17 protein-coding genes are annotated in these 20,323 nt (G+C 70.2%); 4 read left to right on the plus strand and 13 right to left on the minus strand.

All coding sequences use genetic code 11. The features are described from left to right. Positions 1-376: 376 nt before the first annotated feature. Positions 377-1,777, plus strand: a complete 1,401-nt coding sequence (locus tag YIM_RS38425) for a S8 family serine peptidase (RefSeq protein WP_153035049.1) — start codon at positions 377-379, stop codon at positions 1,775-1,777. 190 nt (positions 1,778-1,967) lie between these two features. On the opposite strand, the gene YIM_RS38430 is transcribed toward YIM_RS38425, so the two are convergent. The 6 genes from YIM_RS38430 to YIM_RS38455 form a co-directional block, all read right to left on the minus strand. Continuing rightward, entirely contained in the window at positions 1,968-2,735 is a 768-nt protein-coding gene (locus tag YIM_RS38430; RefSeq protein WP_153037513.1) for an ABC transporter permease, read from the minus strand. Between the two features lie 62 nt (positions 2,736-2,797). After that, on the minus strand, positions 2,798-3,601 hold the full coding sequence (locus YIM_RS38435; RefSeq protein WP_153035050.1) for an ABC transporter permease: 804 nt from the start codon (positions 3,599-3,601) through the stop codon (positions 2,798-2,800). Beyond that, positions 3,601-4,515 carry an ABC transporter ATP-binding protein gene (locus YIM_RS38440; protein ID WP_153037514.1) on the minus strand — a complete coding sequence of 305 codons (915 nt, stop codon included), beginning with the start codon at positions 4,513-4,515 and terminating at the stop codon, positions 3,601-3,603. Before YIM_RS38440 ends, YIM_RS38435 begins: the two co-directional genes overlap by 1 nt. A gap of 67 nt (positions 4,516-4,582) precedes the next feature. Further along, positions 4,583-5,053 carry a GNAT family N-acetyltransferase gene (locus YIM_RS38445; RefSeq protein WP_153035051.1) on the minus strand — a complete coding sequence of 157 codons (471 nt, stop codon included), beginning with the start codon at positions 5,051-5,053 and terminating at the stop codon, positions 4,583-4,585. Between the two features lie 13 nt (positions 5,054-5,066). Next, positions 5,067-8,336, minus strand: coding sequence for a phosphodiester glycosidase family protein (locus YIM_RS38450; protein ID WP_153037515.1), 3,270 nt, complete (start codon positions 8,334-8,336; stop codon positions 5,067-5,069). A gap of 128 nt (positions 8,337-8,464) precedes the next feature. Further along, entirely contained in the window at positions 8,465-9,163 is a 699-nt protein-coding gene (locus tag YIM_RS38455) for a FadR/GntR family transcriptional regulator (protein WP_153035052.1), read from the minus strand. Between the two features lie 69 nt (positions 9,164-9,232). Between YIM_RS38455 and YIM_RS38460 the strand changes: the two genes are divergently transcribed. Further along, the gene (locus YIM_RS38460) at positions 9,233-10,582 is read left to right on the plus strand and encodes a sialate:H+ symport family MFS transporter (protein WP_153035053.1); all 1,350 of its coding nucleotides are present in this window, start codon (positions 9,233-9,235) and stop codon (positions 10,580-10,582) included. Positions 10,583-10,604: 22 nt separating this feature from the next. On the opposite strand, the gene ndk is transcribed toward YIM_RS38460, so the two are convergent. Together ndk and YIM_RS38470 are read right to left on the minus strand one after the other, a co-directional pair. Beyond that, on the minus strand, positions 10,605-11,012 hold the full coding sequence (gene ndk, locus YIM_RS38465; RefSeq protein WP_153035054.1) for a nucleoside-diphosphate kinase: 408 nt from the start codon (positions 11,010-11,012) through the stop codon (positions 10,605-10,607). Positions 11,013-11,064: 52 nt separating this feature from the next. Beyond that, a complete protein-coding gene (locus YIM_RS38470; RefSeq protein WP_153035055.1) occupies positions 11,065-12,606 on the minus strand; it encodes an alkaline phosphatase in 1,542 nt (513 codons plus the stop codon). A 111-nt stretch (positions 12,607-12,717) separates the two neighbouring features. On the opposite strand from YIM_RS38470, the gene YIM_RS38475 reads away from it, so the two are divergent. After that, complete coding sequence (locus YIM_RS38475; protein ID WP_153035056.1) at positions 12,718-15,003, plus strand: penicillin acylase family protein; 2,286 nt, start codon at positions 12,718-12,720, stop codon at positions 15,001-15,003. A 3-nt stretch (positions 15,004-15,006) separates the two neighbouring features. On the opposite strand, the gene YIM_RS38480 is transcribed toward YIM_RS38475, so the two are convergent. From YIM_RS38480 to YIM_RS38490, 3 genes are read right to left on the minus strand one after another with little or no spacing between them, the layout of a single operon-like run. Then, positions 15,007-15,585 (minus strand): dihydrofolate reductase family protein, encoded by a 579-nt coding sequence (locus tag YIM_RS38480; RefSeq protein ID WP_153035057.1) that lies wholly within the window; start codon positions 15,583-15,585, stop codon positions 15,007-15,009. 9 nt (positions 15,586-15,594) lie between these two features. Continuing rightward, the gene (locus tag YIM_RS38485; RefSeq protein ID WP_153035058.1) at positions 15,595-15,990 is read right to left on the minus strand and encodes a DUF4233 domain-containing protein; all 396 of its coding nucleotides are present in this window, start codon (positions 15,988-15,990) and stop codon (positions 15,595-15,597) included. Further along, positions 15,987-17,642: a folylpolyglutamate synthase/dihydrofolate synthase family protein gene (locus YIM_RS38490; protein ID WP_153035059.1), complete on the minus strand. Its 1,656-nt coding sequence runs from the start codon at positions 17,640-17,642 to the stop codon at positions 15,987-15,989. The genes YIM_RS38485 and YIM_RS38490 overlap by 4 nt, the downstream gene beginning before the upstream one ends. Before the next feature lie 70 nt (positions 17,643-17,712). Here YIM_RS38490 and YIM_RS38495 point away from each other — a divergent pair, with 70 nt between their 5' ends. After that, complete coding sequence (locus tag YIM_RS38495) at positions 17,713-18,315, plus strand: bifunctional 2-polyprenyl-6-hydroxyphenol methylase/3-demethylubiquinol 3-O-methyltransferase UbiG (protein ID WP_153035060.1); 603 nt, start codon at positions 17,713-17,715, stop codon at positions 18,313-18,315. Positions 18,316-18,322: 7 nt separating this feature from the next. Here YIM_RS38495 and YIM_RS38500 read toward each other — a convergent pair whose 3' ends face one another. Both YIM_RS38500 and YIM_RS38505 read right to left on the minus strand, forming a co-directional pair. Continuing rightward, entirely contained in the window at positions 18,323-19,468 is a 1,146-nt protein-coding gene (locus YIM_RS38500) for a DUF222 domain-containing protein (RefSeq protein ID WP_228004286.1), read from the minus strand. Between the two features lie 284 nt (positions 19,469-19,752). Next, positions 19,753-20,193, minus strand: coding sequence for a hypothetical protein (locus YIM_RS38505; RefSeq protein ID WP_153035061.1), 441 nt, complete (start codon positions 20,191-20,193; stop codon positions 19,753-19,755). Positions 20,194-20,323: the final 130 nt, after the last annotated feature.

A 20,323-nucleotide genomic window follows, 5' to 3' on the forward strand; every position in this document is an offset into this window, starting at 1 on the left:
CGGGGCGGTCAACGCCCCCTGGTTCAGGTCGTCTAGCCGCCGGTGGAGGCGGCGACGACATGGCTCGTTCAGCAGGTCACCGGGCCACCACACCGGTGGCCTCCGCGCGACGCACGGCGACTCCGGCCCAGCGGCCGTCCCGAGTATCCCACACACCGGGGCGGATACCGTGTACTCGGTACCGGCTCATCGGGTTACAGCTGCCTGACGAGCGGCGGGACCGGCGACACGCCAAGTAGTGTGAAAACGGCCACTACCACTTTCCGGCCAGCCGGCCGGGCGAACTTCGGCAGACCGCTTGTCCAGGGTCCGGCCGGTGGTTACCGTGCGGGCTCGGGGGTCGGGGGACCCGCTCAGCCCACCGTTTCACGCCGAGATGGAGGTACCCGTGCGGCTGCGTGCGAGCACGGTCCTCGCGGGCGCGCTGCTGGTGCTGACCGGTCAGGCCCTGCTGCCGGTTCCGGCCGGCGCGGGCGAGCCGGACTGCGCCCCCGGTGCCCGCACCCTGCGATACGTCGTGTTGTTCGACCGTGGCACCGCCGCCGAGGACGCGGCGGCCGAGGTCGAGGGCGCCTGCGGGCGCAGCACGGCGTTCTACCCGCAGGTCGGCGTCGGCGTCGCCACCTCGGCCGACCCCGGGTTCGCCGAGCGGCTCGGCCCCGGGCGCGCGTTCAGCGCTCAGGGCGAGCGGGCCAAGAACGCGAAGAAGGCACCACGGTCCACCGAGACCAGGGGCAAGGTCACGGCAACCGATCCGGACGCGGTGCCGAGCGCCGACCGGACCGCCGAGCAGTGGGACATGCGCGCCATCGGTGCCGACCGGGCGAATCGGATCGAACCCGGCAGCTCGCGGGTGGTCGTCGGCGTGCTGGACAGCGGGATCGACGCCGCGCACCCCGACCTGGCGGCCGCGGTGGCCGCCGACCAGTCGGCGAGCTGCCTGTCCGGTGCCCCGGACACCAGGGAACGGGCGTGGCGGCCGACCACTTCCACGCACGGCACCCATGTCGCGGGCACGATCGCCGCGGCGGACGACGGGCGCGGCACCACCGGCGTCGCGCCGGGTGTGCGGATCGCCTCGATCAAGGTCATCGACGATCGCGGGTACGTCGATCCGGAGGCCGTCGTGTGCGGGCTGATCTGGGCGGCCGACCACGGCATGGCCGTGACGAACAGCAGTTTTTTCGTGAACCCGTGGGCGCTTTCGTGTGTGGCGGGGGATCGCGTGCTGCAGGAGGCGCTGGCCCGCACGGTCGAGTACGCGGAAAGCCGGGGCACCCTGAACATCGCGGCGGCGACCAACGAGGCGGTCAACCTGGTGCCTTCACCGCGCAGCGGTAAGGCGGGCCGGGGTGGCTGCGAAGCTCTCCCGGCGGGGTTTCGGGACGTGGTGGCGGTGTCCTCGGTGAGCGCGGCGGGGGTGAAGGCGGGGTACAGCTCGTACGGGCTCGGCGTGATCGACCTGACCGCGCCGGGCGGCGAGGCGGGCGAATGCGTGCTGTCGACCGTGCCGGGCGGGTACGCCCCGCTGTGCGGCACCTCGATGGCGGCGCCGCACGTGACCGGGGTGGCGGCGCTGCTTGCGTCGGAACACCCGGGCTGGGGCCCGGCCACGCTGCGGCGGGCGTTGCAGAAGCAGGCGACCCCGATGAGCTGCCCCGCCGACTACGACCTCACCGGCGATGGCACGCAGGACGCTTATTGCGCGGGGTATGGCGCTTTCAACGGGTTCTACGGGCATGGGCTGGTCGACGCGTACGCCGCTGTCGCTCCCTGAGCTGCCCGGCTCCGGCGGCTGGATTTGGCTGTGGGAGGGCAACTGACTGGTACACGCGCCGTTCGAGCGGCGCGTGAATGCTGCGCCTGGCACGGGAGGCGCGGGGCCAGCAGGCAAGATCCGCGCTCCAGCACACGAGAGGGCCACCCCTGGGCGCCAGGTCCCCGATCGGCACGCGCGGGAGCGTGCGTCAGCTGAGGAGGAGTTTGTGCAGGCGCCGAGCCGCCAGCAGGAGGCCGATGGCGGCCATGACCAGCAGGTAAGCCAGGTGCCCCAGGATGGACCAGTCGAAGAAGCCCGTCGCCAGGCCGCGCATGAGTTCGATGCCGTGGTAGAGCGGGAAGCAGCTGACCACGTACTGCAGCGCCTCCGGGTACACGCCCAGCGGGTAGAACGTGGTGGAGAACAGGAACATCGGCATCAGCACCAGCTGGATGTAGTCGAACTGGCTGGTGGAGCGCAGGAAAGTGGCGCACGCCATGCCCACCGCGGCGAAGGCGAACGACACCAGCACGGCCGCGGGCAGCAACAGCACCGCCCACGGTGAGGTGAGCAGGCCCATCACGCCCATCACCGCCACGAACGCCGTCGAATAGAGGGCACCCCGCACCACGGCGAAGCCGATTTCCCCGATTGCGATGTCCAGCGGGCCGATCGGCGTGGACAGCATGGCGTCGTACAGCTTCCCGTACCGGAAGCGGAAGAACACGTTGTACGTCGAGTCGAAGACGGCGCCGTTCATCGCCGAGGCCGCGAGCAGGCCCGGCGCCACGAACGCCACGTAGCTCATCACCTGGCCACCCGGCCCGGCCACCTCACCGACCAGGCTGCCGAAGCCGATCTGGAAGGCCAGCAGGTAGAACAGCGGCTCCAGCGCCCCCGAGACGAACACCAGCCAGTGCCGCGAGTAGACCAGTGCCGACCGTTCGAGCAGGAACCGCGCCCGGCCCGCGTACATCGACGGCGGCAGCACCCGCAACAGCAATCCCCGCGAAGGCGAGGCCTCCCGCACCACCACGGTCACACCACCAGCCGTTTGTAGAAGTAGTGCCGCGCGCTCGCGAAACCCACGCCGAACAACACGATCAGGAAGGCCGCGTGCCCGAGCCCCGGCAACAGGTCCAGCGTGCCGAGGGTGACCCCGCGCGCCAGCTCGGTGCCGTGCCACAGCGGGGAGATCCACGCCAGCCACCGCAGCGCCAGCGGGATCTGCTCGATCGGGAAGAAGGTGCCGGCGAACAGGGTCATCGGCATCACCACGAACCGGAACAGCGTGGCGAACCGGGTCTCGTCGTAGGTGCTCGCCGCGAACGCGCAGACCGGCGCCGAGCAGGCCAGCCCGGTGGCCACGCCGACCACCACCACCAGCACCGCGCCCGCGTTCAGCCAAGCGCCCAGCAGCAGCGCCATCAGCGCGTAGACCACCCCGGCCAGGCTCAGCCGGAGCGCGACCCACATCAGGTGCCCGCCGAGTACCTGCCCCGGCGAGATCGGCGTGGCGGTGGCCGCCAGGTAGTCCTTCTGCCACTTGAATCCCGACAGCACCGGATAGGTGGACTCCCCGACCGCCAGCATCATCGACGCCGACACCAGCAGCGCGGGCGCCACGTAGTGCAGGTAGGACAGCCCGCCGGTGGCCGCGCCCGGCTGCACCTGCGAGCCGAAGCCCAGCCCCATCGCGGCCAGGAAGAACAGCGGCTGCAACCCGGTGGAGTACAGGTTGGACCGCCAGTACCGGCGGTACCAGGTCCAGTAGCCCTCGACCCGCAGCGCGGCACCGCGCCAGGCGCCGACCACGCGTCCGGTGGACATCACGGAGGTCATCAGTCCACCAGCGTCCGGCCGGTGAGCCGGAGGAAAACGTCCTCCAGCGTGCTGCGGCGGACCAGGCTGGACAGCGGCCGCACCCCGCGCGCGTGCGCCTGCTCCAGCGCTGCCTCCCCGGCCCCGGTGTAGAGCAGCAACCTGTCCGGCAGCACCTCGATCCGCTCGGCCAGCGACTCGACCTCGGGCACCGCGGCGGCCTGCTCCCCCGGCGCGAACCGCAACTCCAGCACCTCACGGGTGGAGTAGCGGGCGATCAGCTCGGCCGGTGAGCCTTCGGCGGCGATGCGGCCGCCGTCCATCACCACCAGGCGGTCGCACAGCTGCTCGGCCTCATCCATGTAATGGGTCGTGATGATCAGCGTGACGCCCTGCGATTTCAGCCGGAACAGCCTGTCCCACAACAGGTGCCTGGCCTGCGGGTCGAGTCCGGTGGTCGGCTCGTCGAGCAGCAGCAGTTCGGGATCGTTCACCAGTGAGCGCGCGATGGTCAGCCGCCGCTTCATGCCGCCGGAGAGCGCGTCGACCTCACCCTCGGCCTTCTCGGTCAGCTGCGCGAACTCCATCAGCTCGACCGCCTTCTTCCGCACGTGCGCGCGGGAGAGCCCGAAGTACCGGCCGTAGACCTGGAGGTTCTGCCGGACGGTGAGTTCGGCGTCCAGGTTGTCCAGCTGCGGCACCACGCCGATCCGCGCGCGGATGCGCGGGCCCTCGGCGTCCGGGTCGAGGCCGAGCACCTTCAGCTCCCCGTCCGAGCGCGGCGACACGCTGGCGATCATCCGCATGGTGGAAGACTTGCCCGCCCCGTTCGGCCCGAGGAAGCCGAACGCCTCCCCGCGCCGGACCTCGACGTCGATCCCCCGGACGGCCTCGAACTCGCCGAAGCGCTTCACCAGCGCCTTGGCCTGGACCATCGGCTCGTCGAAAGTGCTTTCTCCCACATCACGCACTGTGCCACGCGGCACCGACAGTTTCGACCGGTTATCGCAGGCGCTTGTTCATCACCACGTTGGTTTCGGCGTATCCGGCGCCCTGGTAGAGCGAGCGCGCGGTGGTGTTGTCGCCGAAGACGTGGAGCTGGATGGCGTCCAGCCCCACCGCCAGCACCTCGTGCTCCAGCGCGGCCATCATCGCCTTGCCGTAGCCCTTCCCACGCTCCGCGCCGGCGACCTCGATGTTGTAGAGGTACGCCAGCCGCCCGTTCTCCCCGTCGCGCTCGGCGAACCACAGCGTGCCGACCACCCGGCCGTCGTCGCGCGCGGTGTAGACGTGGTTGGCCGAGGTCGCCAGACCGGCGGGCAGCAGCTTCTCGTGCACTTCCACGGACCGCTGTTCCGCACCTTCGGCGGGCCAGTTCCCGGCCTTCACCTTCGCCTCGGCGTAGGCCACGATCACGTGCGCGCGGTAGGCCGCGAACTCCTCCTCGGTCATCGGCACGAGTTCGACGGCCATCCAGCTCCTCGGGTCAAAGGGTCACCGGGATGGTGACCGTGCGGCGCCCCCCGTTGACCTCCAGCGTCAGTTCCGCCGGCCCCGGGCGCAGCCCGGTGAGCAGCCCGGTCGACGGATCGAAGGTGGCGATCGCGTCTCCGGCCGGGCCGCCGCCGACGTGGGTGCCGATGCCGCCGGTCCAGTCGGCGCTCACCGGGTAGGCCACCGGAATGGCCCGCCCACCCTGGTTCACCGTACCGAAAACCGCCGCCTTGGTGCCGATCCCGATCGACGCGGGCGCGGTCAGCGCGAGCGAGTCCACATGCGGCCGGGTCTGGATGGTCACGTCGGAATCCAGCCGCAGCAGGGTCCAGCCGGTGAAGCCGCCGTCGCCGGGTGCCGCGGCGGGTGCCTTGCCCGCGTTGCCGTTGATCAGGAACGGCACACCGTCCACTCTGGACACGTTGAACACGCCGGCGTGCGAGGCGATCGCCGCGGCCGGCTTGCCGGAGCGCTCCTCGAACGCGGTCAGCCAGGTGCGCAGCAGGTCGGCCTCCTTGCCGTCGGCCAGCTGCGAGTTACCGGTCGGGCTCGGATCGCGCGTCGGGTGGTGCATGGCCACCACGACCCCGCGCACCGCGCCATCGGTCTCCGCGCCGTCGAGCGCTTCCCGCAGCATCCGCACCTGGTCGAACCCGCCGGCGCGCAGGCTGCCGCGCGAGGAGTCCAGCAGCACCAGCCGGACCCCGTTCAGGTCGACGACCCGTTGTGGCGCCCCGAACTCCGCCTGGAACTCGGCCAGTCCCTTGCCGCCTTCGGCCTCGTGATTGCCCGGCACGTAGTACCAGGGCACCCGCCCGTCCAGTTCCTCGGTGATGATCTGGCGGGCCAGGTCGAAGTCGGCGGCCAGGCCGCGGTCGACGAAGTCGCCGTTGATCACCACCACGTCGGGCTTCGCCGCCACGGCCTCGCGCAGCGTGCGGCGGGCCTGCGCGACCAGCGGGCCGGTGGGCGCGTCCGCGGTGAACTGCGCGTCGCTGACCACGGCCACCTTGAGCCCGCCGTCGCCGAGGGAACCGTCGGTGAGCACCGCGGGATCGCGTTCGGCCGGGTCACCGGGCACCTCGGCCGACGGCGACACCTGCAGCGTCAGGTCGTCGAACACCAGCTTGCCCTCGTACTGCTGGTCCGGCACGTTCTCCACGGCGTAGAACCGGGTCAGCCGCTGCCCGGACGGCAGTCCGGCGGGCAGGCTGCCTTCGACGTAGCGCCAGCCGGTCCAGTCCACCGCCAGCGTCAGGTCCACAATGGACGCGACATTCGACGCATCCCGGAGTTCGGCGCGCAACCAGGCGCCCTTGCCGTCCCCGTTGACCCAGACGCCGACCTTCTGCGTCCCGGCGGGCAGTGAGTACGGCGTGCTCGCGTTCACGTAGGCGGCACGGGTCGCGGTGGTGCCGGTGAGGCGGTAGTCCAGTGCCAGGCCGCGGCCACCGTCGCGGCCCGGGGCCTCGCTCAGCGCCGCACCGACCACGGCGGGGTGTACCGAGGCGAACCATCCGGCCGATCCGTCCAAAGGCGACAGTGCCTGCGGCTCGCTGCCCACCGAGATGACGAAGTGGGTGACCAGGCCGGCGGCCTTCGCGGTCACCACGGTCGCCCCGGCGGGCACCAGCGCGGTCACCGAGAACCGGTCGCCGTCCGGCTCGACCTTCACCACGGCCGGGTCGAACTCCAGCTGGACGTCGGCGGGTTCGAGCCAGGTGCCGTAACCGTCGGCGTCGTAACCGTAGACCTGGAAGTTCCCGGTCACCCCGGCGCCGGACAACGCGACCTGCTCGGTGCTCGTGCCCAGCCGGACGGGTTCGCCGAGCACGGTCAGCTCGGTACTGCCGCGTGTCCCCCGATAGCTGGCTTCCACCTCGACCGTGGTGCGCTCCCCCGGCGTGGCGAGGAAAACGCCGTCCCGCACGATGCCGCGGGAACTCCGCCAGATCGGCTTCACCGGCACCGCGGCACCGGATTCGTCGTGTGCGCCCGCGACCATCCGGCGGGACAGACCGGGCAGCACCCGATCGGCGTTTTCGGTCTCCTGCTCGGGATGCGGGGCGAATCCGGTCAGCTTGCCGCTGCCGGGAGCCGTCGCGAAACCGAGGCCGTTCGGCACGGTCCGCTCCCCACCGTCGGACGGGGAGTTGCGCACCGACGCGGCCACGTCACCCCGCTCCCGCGCGAGCAGGGTGGACGAACCACCGCCGTCGAGATTGATCACGTCGTCCGCGCCGAGCGACTGCATGTGCCGCGCGAGTTCGAGTTCGGTCATGCCGCGGCTGTCCGCCTGCCGTCCATCCACTGTGGACAACCACATCCGGCTGCCGTCGGCGGAGAAGCCGACCGCCGTGCGCGGGTGCATGACCGCCGCGTCGACCGGCTGGAGCCGACCGTCGGCCAGCAGGATCTTGTTGCCGCCGACCGCCACCGCGACTTCCCCGGCGTCGCTGCGGGGTGCGTAGGCGACCGAAACCGGGGCGCCCACGGCGAGTCCGGCCAGCGCGTCCACTCCGGCATCGCGGGCGAGCAGGACCGTGCTGCCCGCGGCGATCGGGCCGTCCACCGGCTCCGGACGCAGCTGCGTGACCGCGCCGTCGCGCACCTCGACTTCGAGCACCTTGGCCGCACCGGCCACCGAGGTCTTGCGGGAAGCGCTGCCCCACAACGGGGTGTAGACGCCGATGCCGTTCGACGGCAGCACCGCGCCGTTGAAGTTGGTCGCCTTGACCGATCCGCCGGGCAGCGTGATCGTGGCGTCGAGGAACACCGAAGCCAGGCGCGCCTTGCCCTCGGCGGTGATCGCCGCGGTGAGATTGTGGCCCTGCGCGGGCGCGGTGTGCAGCTGCCCGTCACCGATGCCGACGCCGAGCGGGGCGCCGGTGGCGTTGATGTCGAAGAAGTCGCCGTTCACCCCGGCGACCGCGCCCGCGTTCGCGATCTGCTCGGACAGCGGCGCGCGGGCGGAGACCGAGCCCGGATTCAGGTACGCCGGTCTCAGCGAGCCGGTGGCCAGGTCGACCTCCAGCGTGTCGCCCCGGATCCAGCCGAGCGGGTCGAAGCGGTCGAACTCGGTGAGGCTGAGCCCCGGCGCCACCTCGCTGGTGGTCGAACCGGTGACCATGCCGTCGTCCGGCACCGCGGCGGCGGCACGGACCGCCGCCTCCCCGGACGACGAAGCCGCCGGTGCCGATTCGACCGGTACCGGGCCGAGCGGCGCGGCCAGCGGATCGGCCGCCGCCACCACCGGCGGCATCGCCAGCAGCCCGGCGAGCACCAGCACCGCACCTGAACGAGACTTGCCCACTTGCCGCTCCCCGGTCCGAAGGTCCAGACCTCAGCTCAGCGCATGGAAATCGCCAGGGGAAGACGGGGAGGTGAACGTCAGCCGAACCGCGCAACCGAACCGGACACCCTGGCCCTGATCCCGCGGAAATGCGCCTCGACGGCGGTGTGCAGGGCGGGTTCGTCCCGTGCCCGCAACGCTTCGAGAATGTCCCGGTGCCAGCTCGCCACCAGCGCGGGTGTCTCCTCCTCACCGCGGGGCAGGTCGCCGTCGAGCGAGCGGAACACCCGCCAGAACACACGCAGCAGCTCGAGCACCAGCGCGTTGCCGAGCGGGCGGTAGAGCGTCTCGTGGAACAGCCAGTCGGCCTCGGGCGCGTACTCCCCGTCCCGCGCGCGGTCCTCCATGGTCTGGACCGCGGACTCCAGCACGTCGAGGTCGACCGCGTCACCGGCGGCGAGCACCCGGCCGGTCAGCCCGGCTTCGAGCACCTCCCGGACTTCGAGCAGTTCCTGGATTTCGGTGAGGTCGCCGCGTACCGAAAGCGCGCCGCGGAACGCGAGCCCTGCCTCCAAACCGGACAGCGAGACTCCGCCGACGTAGGTGCCGTAACCGTGCCGGATGTCCACGATGCCCTGGGCTTCGAGCGCCTTCATCGCCTCGCGCAACGGATTGCGGCCGACGTCCAGCTCGCGCATCAGCTCCAGTTCGGTGGGCAGCAGCGCGCCCGGTGGCAGTCCGCGCTCCACGATCAGCCGCTTGACCGACTCGCGCAGCGCCTGCTGGTTCGCCGACATTTGCCCTCCTCCCGCCGTGCCACTACCTTACCCCAGAGATAGGACATCCTATGTCTAACGGGGGTCGGGATGGCGGTCGCACGGGCCCAGCGCCGGGCCTTCTTCGCCGCCTGGCTCGGTTACCTGCTCGACGGCTTCGACTTCATCCTGATCACCCTGGTGCTCACCGAGATCGCCGCCGAGTTCGGGCTGAGCCTGCCCCAGGCGGCGACGCTGGTGTCGGCGGCCTTCGTCTCGCGCTGGCTGGGCGGGCTGGTGCTCGGCGCGATCGCCGACCGGTACGGCCGCAAGCCCGCGATGATCCTGGCCATTCTCGCCTTCTCGATCGGCAGCGGGCTCTGCGGGTTCGCCTGGGACTACTGGTCGCTGTTCGCCTTCCGCGCGGTGGTCGGCATCGGCATGGCCGGGGAGTACGGCTCCAGCGCCACCTACGTGCTGGAGACCTGGCCGAAGCACATGCGCAACCGCGCCACCGGCTTCCTGCTCTCGGCCTACCCGGTCGGCACGGTGCTGGCCGCGCTGAGCTACGAGCTGATCGTGCCCGCGGCCGGGTGGCGGTGGCTGTTCTACGCCGGGCTGGTGCCCATCGCACTGACCCTCTACCTGCGGCGATCGCTGCCGGAGGCGGTCGAATGGGAAAACGACGGCGGCGGCTCGTCGGTGCTGTTCGCCCCGGGGCGGCGGCTGGCGAACGCGCTGCTCGCGCTGGTGCTGACCACCGCGCTGGTGCTGGTCTTCAGCCGGACCGCCACCGGGTGGCCGCTGCTCGTGCTGGTGGTGCTCGGCCTGGTCGCGCTGACCGTGCAACTGGCCGGGCGGCGGTGGCCGGTGGTGCTGGCGCTGATCGCCACGGTGTTCTGCGCGTTCCTGTACTCGTGGCCGATCCAGTCGCTGCTGCCGACCTATCTGAAGACCGGGCTAGGCTACGATCCCGGCGCCGTGGCGACCGCGCTGACCTGGGCGGGGCTGGGTTACGCGGCTGGTTCGTGCCTGGCCGGGATGCTCGGGGACCGGCTGGGGACGCGACGGGCCTACGTGCTCGGGCTCTTCGCGTCGCTCGCGTTCGTGTTCCCGGTGTTCGCCCTGCCAGCGGGCAACGTGGTGCTGCTGTGGGTGCTGCTGTTCGGCATGCAGGCCACCAGCCAGGGCATCTCGGGGCTGCTGCCGAAGTACATCGCCGACCACTTCCCGACCCGCGTGCGCGCGGCCGGGCTGGGCTTCACCTACAACGTCGGCGCGCTGGGCGGGGCGGTGGCGCCGCTGGCCGGGGCGGCGATCGCGGAACGGGCCGGGCTGGGGAACGCGCTCACCCTGCTGGCCGTGGTGCTGACGCTGGCGGTGGCCGCGCTGGTCGGCTTCAACGTCCCGGCGCGGCTGGAACGCCATGAGCGGGGCATTACTCGCAATCGACGCGAGTAATGCCCCGCTCCCGGCATTGGGCTCAGTTCGGGAACCAGAGCTTCAGCTCGCGCTCGGCGGACTCGGCGGAGTCGGAGCCGTGCACCAGGTTGAACTGGACCTCCAGGGCGAAGTCGCCGCGGATGGTGCCCGGGGTGGCCTTCTCCACCGGGTCGGTGCCACCGGCGAGCTGACGGAACGCCGAGATCGCGCGGGTGCCCTCGACCGCGATGGCGACCAGCGGGCCGGAGGTGATGAAGTCGACCAGGTCACCGAAGAACGGCTTGTCCTTGTGCTCGGCGTAGTGCTCCTCGGCCACCGACCGCTCGACGGTGCGCAGCTCCAGCTGAGCCAGGGTCAGGCCCTTGCGCTCGATCCGGGAGATGACCTCGCCGACCAGTCCGCGCTTGACGCCGTCGGGCTTGACCAGAACAAGGGTGCGCTCACTCACGGGGGAATCTCCTTTAATTGCGTGTTACTTGACGCGAACTGTAGCGACCTGGTCAGCGCCGCTGCGGCCGCAGGGTCTTCGACCACAGTGAAACACCGGCCGCGTCCCGCAGGTCGACGGTCAGTTCTCCGCTCGCGCCGTTCACGTTGACCTCGCCGAAGTGCTGGAAACCGTCCAGCGGTGAGCTGTTCGCCGCGGGCGGCGCGTGCACGAAAACCGCCTCGGGGCCGAAGGTCGGGTCCAGCGCGTTAGGCCCGAACCCACCGGCGTTGAGCGGGCCGGAGACGAACTCCCAGAACGGGTCGAAATCACCGACGGCCGCGCGGTCCGGCGAGTAGTGGTGCGCCGCGGTGTAGTGCACGTCCGCGGTCAGCCAGACCACGTTGCGCACGCGCCGCCGCGAGATCTCGCGCAGCACCCAGGCAAGTTCGTGCTCACGCCCGCCGGGCGCACCGGGCAGGCCGTTGGCCACGCCCTCGATCGCGGTGCCGTCCGGCACGGTGAGGCCGATCGGCATGTCCGCGGCGACGATCTTCCAGGTCGCCGCGCTGCGGTCGAGCCCGCGCACCAGCCACTGCGCCTGCTGCTCGCCGAGAATGTGGCCGACGCCGTTCGGGTCGGCGTTGTTCGCGTCCTTGTAGGTGCGCATGTCGAGCACGAAGATCTCGACGTGGCTGCCGTAGCGGAAGCTGCGGTAAACCCGGCCGTCCACGGCCTGGCGCGCGTCGATCGGCTGCCACTCGTGGAACGCCTGGAACGCGCGCTTCGCCAGCACGTCGACCCGCTTCTCGGTGTACTGCGGCAGGTCCAGGATCTCGCCCGGGTACCAGTTGTTGACCACCTCGTGGTCGTCCCACTGCACGTAGGCGGGCACTTCGGCGGCGAACCCGCGCAGCTTGTCGTCGAGCAGGTTGTAGGCGAACTGCCCGCGGTACTCGTCGAGCGTTTCGGCCACCTTCGACTTCTCCGGCGTGACCACGTTCCGCCAGGCCCGGCCGTCGGGCAGGGTGACGTGCTCCTGCAGCGGGCCGTCGGCGTAGACGGTGTCGCCGCTGTGCAGGAAGAAGTCCGGCCGCCGGTCGGCCATCGCCCGGTAGATCGGCATGCCGCCGCGATCGGGGTTGATGCCCCAGCCCTGGCCGACGGTGTCGCCGGACCAGACGAAGCGCACGCTCTCGCGGCCGATCGGCGCGGTGGCGAACCGCCCGGTCAGCGGCTCGCTGGCGGCGCGGCCGTCGAGGTCCTCGGCCCGTACGCGGTAGTGCAGTTCGGTGCCGGGCACCAGTCCGGCGACGCGCACCTTGCCGGTACCGCCGGTCTCCGGGCTCAGCACCGGGCCGGTGATCCGGCGGGCGTGCCGGAACGACGGGTCGCGCGCCACTTCGACGAGCATGCGGGAGGGGCGGTCGGCCCTGGTCCAGACGATCGCCGAATGCGAGGTGACGTCGCCGGACTGCACACCGTGGGTGAGCACCGGGCGGCTCTTGCCGCGGGCGAATGCGGGCGTGCCGAGGGAGCCGGCGGCCAGCACACCGGCGCCGAGCACACCGGCGCGCAGCAGCGATCGCCGGTCGTGGTGGGTGGGTTCGGTCATTCCGGTGTTCTATCCGCTGTTCCGGACCGCGGGGCCAACTGGGCCTTTCCGACGGATGAACGACGCCCTAGGTTGACAGAGAATCACCGGTCGCACACGGAAGGCGGTCTCATGGGGGGACGCGGCAGGATCTTCGGTCGGGTCACCGCGGTCGCGCTGGTCGCGTCGGCGGTGCTCACCGCTCCGGCACTGGCGGACACGCACGGCACGCGCGCGCTGATCCGGTACACGGAGCACGGCATCCCCCACATCTCCGCGAAGTCGTTCGACGGCCTCGGCTACGGCTACGGGTTCGCCGCCGCCAAGGACAACCTGTGCGAACTGGCCAACGGGTACCTGACCGTGGACGCGAAGCGGTCGAAGTACCTCGGGCCGGGCGGCAGCGGCAACTCCGCGCTCAGCGGCGCCGATTCCAACCTCGCCAGCGACGTGCACTTCCAGCGGATCAACGATTCCGGCGTGGTGGAGAGCTTGCTGCACCAGCCCCGCCGCGAGGTCAAGGAGATCGTCGGTGGATACGTCGACGGTTACAACAAGTACCTGAAGGAACACGGTACGCAGGATCCCGCCTGCCGTGACGCGGGCTGGGTGCGGCCGATCACCGACATCGACGTCTACCGCCACCTGTACGCGATCGCGGGCATTTCCGGGCAGGGTGAGCTGGTGAACGGGCTGGTCGGCGCGCAGCCGTCGGGTGGCGTGCTGCCCGAGGACGCCGCCGCGCGCATCAGCACCGCGCTCGCCGAGGAGGGCACGATCGGCAGCAACGGGATCGCGGTCGGCAAGGCGGGCACCGCGGCGGAGCAGGACAGCGTGCTGCTCGGCAACCCGCACTTCCCGTGGCAGGGCGGACGGCGGTTCTGGCAGGCGCAGCTGACCATTCCCGGGCGGTTCAACGCTTCCGGCGCCAGCCTGCTCGGCATGCCGCTGATCCAGATCGGCCACACGCGCGACACCGCGTGGACGCACACCTTCTCCACCGCCCGCACCTTCGGCCTCTTCGAGGTGAAGCTGACGCCGGGCGATCAACTGTCCTATGTGGTCGACGGACAGCCGGAGAAGATGAGCGCGCAGAAGGTTTCCGTCGAGGTGAAGCAGCCGGACGGTTCGCTGGCCACCGACACCAGGACGCTGTACTCGACCCGCTACGGCCCGGTCATCACCGGCGTCGGGGACATCCCGCTGCCGTGGACCACCACCTCGGCCTACACGCTCCGCGACGGCAACGCGACCAATCTGCGCGCGCTGAACTCGTGGTTCGACCTGAACCAGGCGCAGGACGTCGAGGACATCTCGAAGGCGCTGAAGTCCACCCTCGGCGTGCCATGGGTGAACACGATCGCCACCGACCGGCACGGCAAGGCGCTCTACTCGGACGTCCAGGTGGTCCCGCACGTCACCGACGAACTGGCCGACCGCTGCTCGACCCCGTTGGGGCGCCAGCTCTTCCAGGCCGCCCAGGTGTCCGTTCTGGACGGTTCACAAGGGACCTGCGCGTGGGGATCGGACGCCGACGCGGTGGAGCCCGGGCTGCTCGGCCCCGGCAGGCTGCCGCACCAGATCCGCGACGACTACGAGCTGAACGCGAACGACAGCCCGTGGCTGGCGAACGCCGGCGCACCGCTCACCGGCTACCCGTGGATCGTCGGCGACACCGGCACCACGCGCTCGCCCCGCACCAGGGAAGCCTTGATCAGCACGGAAGAACAGCTCGGCGAGTTCACCACGGCATCGATGAAGGAACTGCTCTTCGGCGACCGGAGCAGGCTCGCACTGCTGGCCGCCGACGCCGCGGCCGAGGTGTGCGGCACCGGCCCGGCCTGCGACGCGCTCAGGTCGTGGGACCGCACCTACACCCTGGAAAGCCGGGGCTCGCTGCTGTTCGAACGGTTCGCGATGCGGCTCGGACCGGGCCCGATCTGGAAGGTCGGTTTCGACCCGGCCGATCCGCTGCACACGCCGAACACGCTCGACACGCAGAATCCCGTGGTGCGCAAGGCGTTCGACGACGCGGTGGCCGAGCTGACCGCGGCGGGCATCCCGCTGGACGCGAAGCTCGGCGACCACCAGTCGGTCACCCGCAACGGAAAGCGGATCCCGATGCACAGCGGCCCAGGGCAGCTGGGCATTCTCAACGCCATGGCGCCGGTGTGGGATCCCAAGGCGGGCAACGTCGACTTCGTGCACGGGTCGAGCTTCATCCAGGTGGTCGGCCTGAGCGGCAAGGCGTGTCCGGACACGTCCACGCTGATGACCTACTCGCAGTCCGCCGACCCGACGTCCCCGCACTTCGCCGACCAGACCGAGCTGTACTCACGCGGTGAATGGGTGCGCGGCCGGTTCTGCGAGGGCGACATCCTCAGCTCACCTGAGCTGAGGATCGTCGCCCTTCGCTGAAATTCAGGCGGGCGGCCGGGTGCGGTAGGTCATCAGCGCGACACCGCTGTCGAACACCCGGCTGTCCGTCAGGTAGAACCGCGCGGGCGCGAACTCGCCGGTGAACAGCGGAATGCCCGCCCGCGCGATGACCGGGTGGATCTTCACCACCAGCCGGTCGATCTCCGGCAGCAGTTCCTCGGCGAGCCCGCCGCCACCGCACAGCCAGATGCCGAGCCCGTCCTCCGCCTTCAGCTCGCGCACTCGCTCCAGCGCGTTCTCACCGATCAGCTCCACATCCGGGTGCGGCGCCTCGGTCATGCTGCGCGAGACGACGAACTGGCGCAGGTGCGAGTACGGGCTCGGCGCGCCCGTGGCCACCCCTGCCTCGTACGTGCCGCGCCCCATCAGCACCGTGTCGAACTGCTTGGGCGGCCCCGAAATCCCGGCGGGCTCACGCCACGCCGTCGGCACGGTCTCCGGGTAGACCTCGTTGATCGCCTGCGGGTGATCGCCTTCGTACAGGTAGAAATCGGCCTGGCCGGCCGGCCCCGCGATGAAACCGTCGAGACTGGAACCGATGTAGTAAGTGAGTTCGCGCACCCGAAAAGCTTAGTCTGCGGCTTCCTGTTGACTGGGCAACCGGCCTTCGGCCATCCGGCGGGCCACATCACGCCGCAGCCAGAGCAACCACAGCCACAGCGCCAGGAACACGAACCCGATCACGGCGATCGCGGGCAGCGCGAAGAAGAACAGGATCAACACGCCCTGCAGCACCAGGATCGCGGGCACCGCCCACGGCTTCGACAGGAACCCGCACAGCACGCCCATCACCACCGCGATGGTGATCACCGCCCAGCCGGTGCCGCTGGTCAGCCCGCCGCCGAGCTGGGCGACCACCGGCAGCGCCAGCGCCACCACGATCGCCTCCATGATCAGCGTGCCCGCCATCACCCCGCGGAAGGACTTCAGCGGATCCTTCGCCGGCGGTTTCGGCTGCTCGGTCATGCCGGTTCCTTCCCGAACAGGGTGCGGGCCTCACCCGCGGTGAACACCGATCCGGTGATCAGCACCCCGCCACCGGCCAGCGGCTCCTCCGGGTCCTCGGATTCCTCGGCCAGCGCGACCGCGGTCTCCACCGCGCCGTCCAGCCGCGGTGCCGCGTACACCCTGTCCTCGCCGAACACCGACTTCGCCAGCTCGTCCAGTTCCTCCAGCGGCATCGCGCGAGGTGAGCTGTTCTGCGTGACGACCACGTCGGAAACGACCGGCTCGAGGGCTTCGAGAATGCCGTGGGCGTCCTTGTCGGACATCACGCCGACCACCGCGACCAGGCGGCGGAAGGCGAATTCGTCGGTGACCGTGGCGGCGAGCGCACGAGCGCCGTGCGGGTTGTGCGCGGCGTCGAGCATCACCGCCGGGGCCGCCCGCACGCGCTCCAGCCTGCCGGGGTTCTGCACCTCGGCGAAGGCCTCGCGCACGGCCTCGACCACCAGCTGGCGCTCCTTGCCCGCGCCGAAGAACGCCTCGACCGCGGCCAGCGCGAGCACCGCGTTGTCGGCCTGGTGCTTGCCGTGCAGCGGCAGGAAGATCTGGTCGTAGATCCCGCCGAGGCCCTGGAGCTTGAGCAGCTGGCCGCCGACCGCGATCTCGCGTTCGAGCACGGCGAACTCGCTGCCCGCCCTGGCCACCGAGGCGTCCACCTCGATGGCGCGCTCCAGCAGCACGCGCTGCACCTCGGGATCCTGCTCGGCGATGACCGCCACGCTGCCGGGCTTGATCACCCCGGCCTTCTCCCTGGCGATGTCGCGGACGTCGGTGCCGAGGTAGTCGGTGTGGTCGATGGAGATCGGCGTGATGGCCGCGACCTGCGCGTCGGCCACGTTGGTGGCATCCCAGGTGCCACCCATGCCGACCTCGAGCACCACTGCCTCGGCCGGGGCGTCGGCGAAGGCGGCGAAGGCCATGCCGGTGAGCACCTCGAACTTGCTCATCCGGATCTCGCTCGCGTTGTCGACCATGGTCACGAACGGCGCGATGTCACGGTAGGTGTCGACGTACTTCGCGGCCGAGATCGGCACGCCGTCGATGCTGATGCGCTCGGTGACCAGCTGCAGGTGCGGGCTGGTGTAGCGGCCGACGCGCACGCCCATCCGGGTGAGCAGGGCGTCGATCATCCGGGCGGTGGAGCCCTTGCCGTTGGTGCCCGCCACGTGCAGCACCGGGTAGGTCTTCTGCGGGTCGCCGAGCAGGTTGAGCAGCGTGTTCACCCGGTCGAGCGAGGGCTCGATCTTGGTCTCGGGCCAGCGCTCGTTCAGCTCGGCTTCGACCGCGCGCAGCTCGTACCGCGCCTCGGGGCCGTTCTCCGCGGGCAGCTCTTCGGTGCCCTGGTCGTCCAGCTCGTGCGTCTCGTCGGTGGGCGCGAGATCGGGCACCGGCCCGAGGGCAAGGTTGTCGCCCAGCTGGCCGACCCCGCCGACCCCGGCGCCGGAACCGCCGCCCGCCTCGAAGGCGTGGTCGGTGGTGTGGAACGTGCCGTCCGGATTGTCCGGATCGGTGTTGTCCGGGTCGTCGATCGCGCCCAGCTCGTCGATCCCGGCGAAACTGTCGAGATCACCCAGCTCAGGCCGCTTCGGGGACTCTTCTTCGCCGTGCGGCACCCGTGCTCCCAACTTGTCCTGCTATGTGCGTCCACGAGTCTACGACCGGCGTTTCTGGCAGGTTGGGGGCGTGCCGTTCAACCACAACGACCACTACCACCCATACCTGCTGCGCCAGGTGCCGCCGACCGCTCGGCGCGCACTGGACGTCGGCTGCGGTACCGGGCGCTTCGCCCGCCGCCTGGCCGCGCGCGGCCTCGAAGTCGACGGAATCGACCCGTCCGCCGAAGCGATCGGCGTCGCCACCGCACTCGGTGGCGAGCGGATAACCTACCGTCACGCCGACGTGACCACCTGCGACCTGCCACCCCAGGAGTACGACTTCATCTCGTGCCTGGCTTCGCTGCACCACATGCCTTTCTCCACGGTCACCCGACTGCGCGACGCCCTCGCCCCGGGCGGGGTACTGGCCGTACTCGGCTGCGCGCACCCGAGCGCCCCGCGGGATTGGCTGCCGTGGCTGGCGGCGGTGCCGCTGAACCTGGTCGCACGGGCCGTGGTGTACGCCGGGGAACGACTGAACGGGGGCGTCGACCCGCTACCCACGGCCCCCATCCGGGACTGGACCACCACCATGGCCGACGTCCGCCGGGAGTCGGCCGAGTTGCTGCCGGGAAGCACCGTCCGCGTGGTCCCGTTCTGGCGGTACGTCCTGCTCTACCACCACCCGTGACGCCGGCTCACCACCCCAACGGCTCGGGTCGGCTGGTGTAGTTCTGGTTGGCCGGGGTGGTGATGGTCAAGGTGCCATCGGCGGTGACGGTGTGCTGCCACCCCGGCAGATCACGCAACTTGTGGTCGGCCCGGCACAGCCCGACCAACGTCGCCGCTCCAGTCGGACACCCGTCCTTCCAGCCTTTGCCTTTGCTGTCGCAGTGATCAAGGTCGGCGAACTGCGCAGGCCGCGTACACCCCGGACGACGACACTCGCGATCACGAACCCGCACCAACTCATCCAGCCCAGCCTTGGGCCGATACCTTCGGCGCCCCAACTCGACGACCTGCCCAGTGACGGGATCGGTGATGATCCGCTGAAAGACGGTCTTGGTCCCGGCAGCGATGTGACGGGCGAGCGACGCGGGGATCGGCCCATGCCCCGCCACCTCGGCCGGGTGATCACGAAGACCCGCATACGTCAGCGCACCAAGATACAGATACACATGAGCCTTCACCTCGCCGCCGAATTGCTTGCCCAGCAACATATCCAAGGCAACGTCGGCGCGAAGCTCATCCAACGTCCGGGTCTCGCCCGGAGTCTTCAGCAGGCGGGCCTGGCGATCCACGCACACATAAGCCGCCGTGGCCTTCTCCACGGGGGCGTTCTCCAGCGACAGACCAGCCACCCCAGAGTCACCGTGGTGCAGATAGAAACCGCTCGCCTGGCGCTGCTTGCGGACACGCTCCTCAAACCCTTCAGGATCAGCACGGGCCACCGCCGCGGTCGCCGACCGGCGAGCCGCCGTCGGGTTCTTGCCCACCAGCCGACCGGCCATCACCTCATCCACCACCGGCGCCTTCTCATCATCCAGCCAAGCGGCAGCATCATTCACCGCGACCGCCGAGGCCATCGGCACCCGGCCTTCCTCCACCAGCCCCAGCACCAACGGAAACCGCTCGACCAGCCCTTCGGCGTGACCGATCAGGGCATGTGCCTTGAACTTGGTCAGGCACAACGCCATCACCAACTCCTCCGCCACCCCACGCCGCACCGACGACGCGCGAACAAAGGAAACCACTCGCCGAGCCGCCCGAGCCTCGAACCGGGCGATCTCCGCATAATCAGATTTCAACTCGAGGAGAATCTCCTCCAACACAAGGGATTCCATACGCCACTTCTATCAAACACCCGTACGACAAACAGCCCAATTCACTAGCCCATACAGGCGAACAATGCAAGACAAGCAAGCCGTCGCACCCTCCCCCGCAGGGGCACCCTCCGAAGAAGCACGCGACAAACGCAACCCGCCAACAAACCAGCCCAAACCCTCCCCGCCCCCGATCCACAGCCAAAAACACAGAAAGAACCCGATGTCAAGGCATCTTTCCCGCCTTGACATCGGGTTCTTTTCTGTAGTCACACTAAAAAAGCGGGGCGGCCACCCACGACCACCTACGGATGCCCGTGTTCCTCCATCTCCCCGGGCAACCCCTGCGTAGGCAGGAACACGTGCACATGCCCCAACCCACCCTTGATGCCCGCCAAATCCAACTGATTGGCCGCCACCGACCAAGCCACCACGGCGTCCTTCCGCAACGACTCCCCGAGCGGCACCGAAACCGGATAAGCCGCCAGCGCCCGGTCCAGCAACGAAACCGCGCCAGCGAACCCGGACCGAGCCAGGTTCACCTCAGTCCCACCGGAAGGACGTTCGGCAAACCGAGCCGCGGCCCGATCCACAGCAGACTTCCACGAAACCAGCTGCTCCGACGTGGGCGCAGTAGTAGCGGAAACCATCTCCGTGACATCAGTACGGGCCTGCTCCGCCAAAGCAACCAGGTCCCGAGTCAGCGAAACATCCCGAGCCGCATACTCCCGCTCCAGCTCCTCCACCCGCGAAGGCGAATCGAACCAGCCCGGTACCACCAACGCCCCGAGCACGCCCAGGACCAGCCCGATCAGGATCCCGCCGGAACCCCACACCCCCGGAGAGGTGTGGGGCCGGCGCGGGGAGCGATCCGGC

The organism is Amycolatopsis sp. YIM 10 (genome assembly GCF_009429145.1).
Classification (GTDB): domain Bacteria; phylum Actinomycetota; class Actinomycetes; order Mycobacteriales; family Pseudonocardiaceae; genus Amycolatopsis.

Coding starts and splice junctions, on each gene's coding strand:
- YIM_RS38425 (WP_153035049.1), top strand. CDS start 377: ATGGAGGTACCCGTGCGGCTGCGTGCGAGCACGGTCCTCGCGGGCGCG.
- YIM_RS38455 (WP_153035052.1), bottom strand. CDS start 9,163: ATGTCGGCGAACCAGCAGGCGCTGCGCGAGTCGGTCAAGCGGCTGATC.
- YIM_RS38460 (WP_153035053.1), top strand. CDS start 9,233: ATGGCGGTCGCACGGGCCCAGCGCCGGGCCTTCTTCGCCGCCTGGCTC.
- YIM_RS38445 (WP_153035051.1), bottom strand. CDS start 5,053: ATGGCCGTCGAACTCGTGCCGATGACCGAGGAGGAGTTCGCGGCCTAC.
- YIM_RS38470 (WP_153035055.1), bottom strand. CDS start 12,606: ATGACCGAACCCACCCACCACGACCGGCGATCGCTGCTGCGCGCCGGT.
- YIM_RS38500 (WP_228004286.1), bottom strand. CDS start 19,468: ATGGAATCCCTTGTGTTGGAGGAGATTCTCCTCGAGTTGAAATCTGAT.
- YIM_RS38440 (WP_153037514.1), bottom strand. CDS start 4,515: ATGGTCCAGGCCAAGGCGCTGGTGAAGCGCTTCGGCGAGTTCGAGGCC.
- YIM_RS38475 (WP_153035056.1), top strand. CDS start 12,718: ATGGGGGGACGCGGCAGGATCTTCGGTCGGGTCACCGCGGTCGCGCTG.
- YIM_RS38485 (WP_153035058.1), bottom strand. CDS start 15,990: ATGACCGAGCAGCCGAAACCGCCGGCGAAGGATCCGCTGAAGTCCTTC.
- YIM_RS38435 (WP_153035050.1), bottom strand. CDS start 3,601: ATGACCTCCGTGATGTCCACCGGACGCGTGGTCGGCGCCTGGCGCGGT.
- YIM_RS38450 (WP_153037515.1), bottom strand. CDS start 8,336: ATGCCGCCGGTGGTGGCGGCGGCCGATCCGCTGGCCGCGCCGCTCGGC.
- YIM_RS38430 (WP_153037513.1), bottom strand. CDS start 2,735: ATGTACGCGGGCCGGGCGCGGTTCCTGCTCGAACGGTCGGCACTGGTC.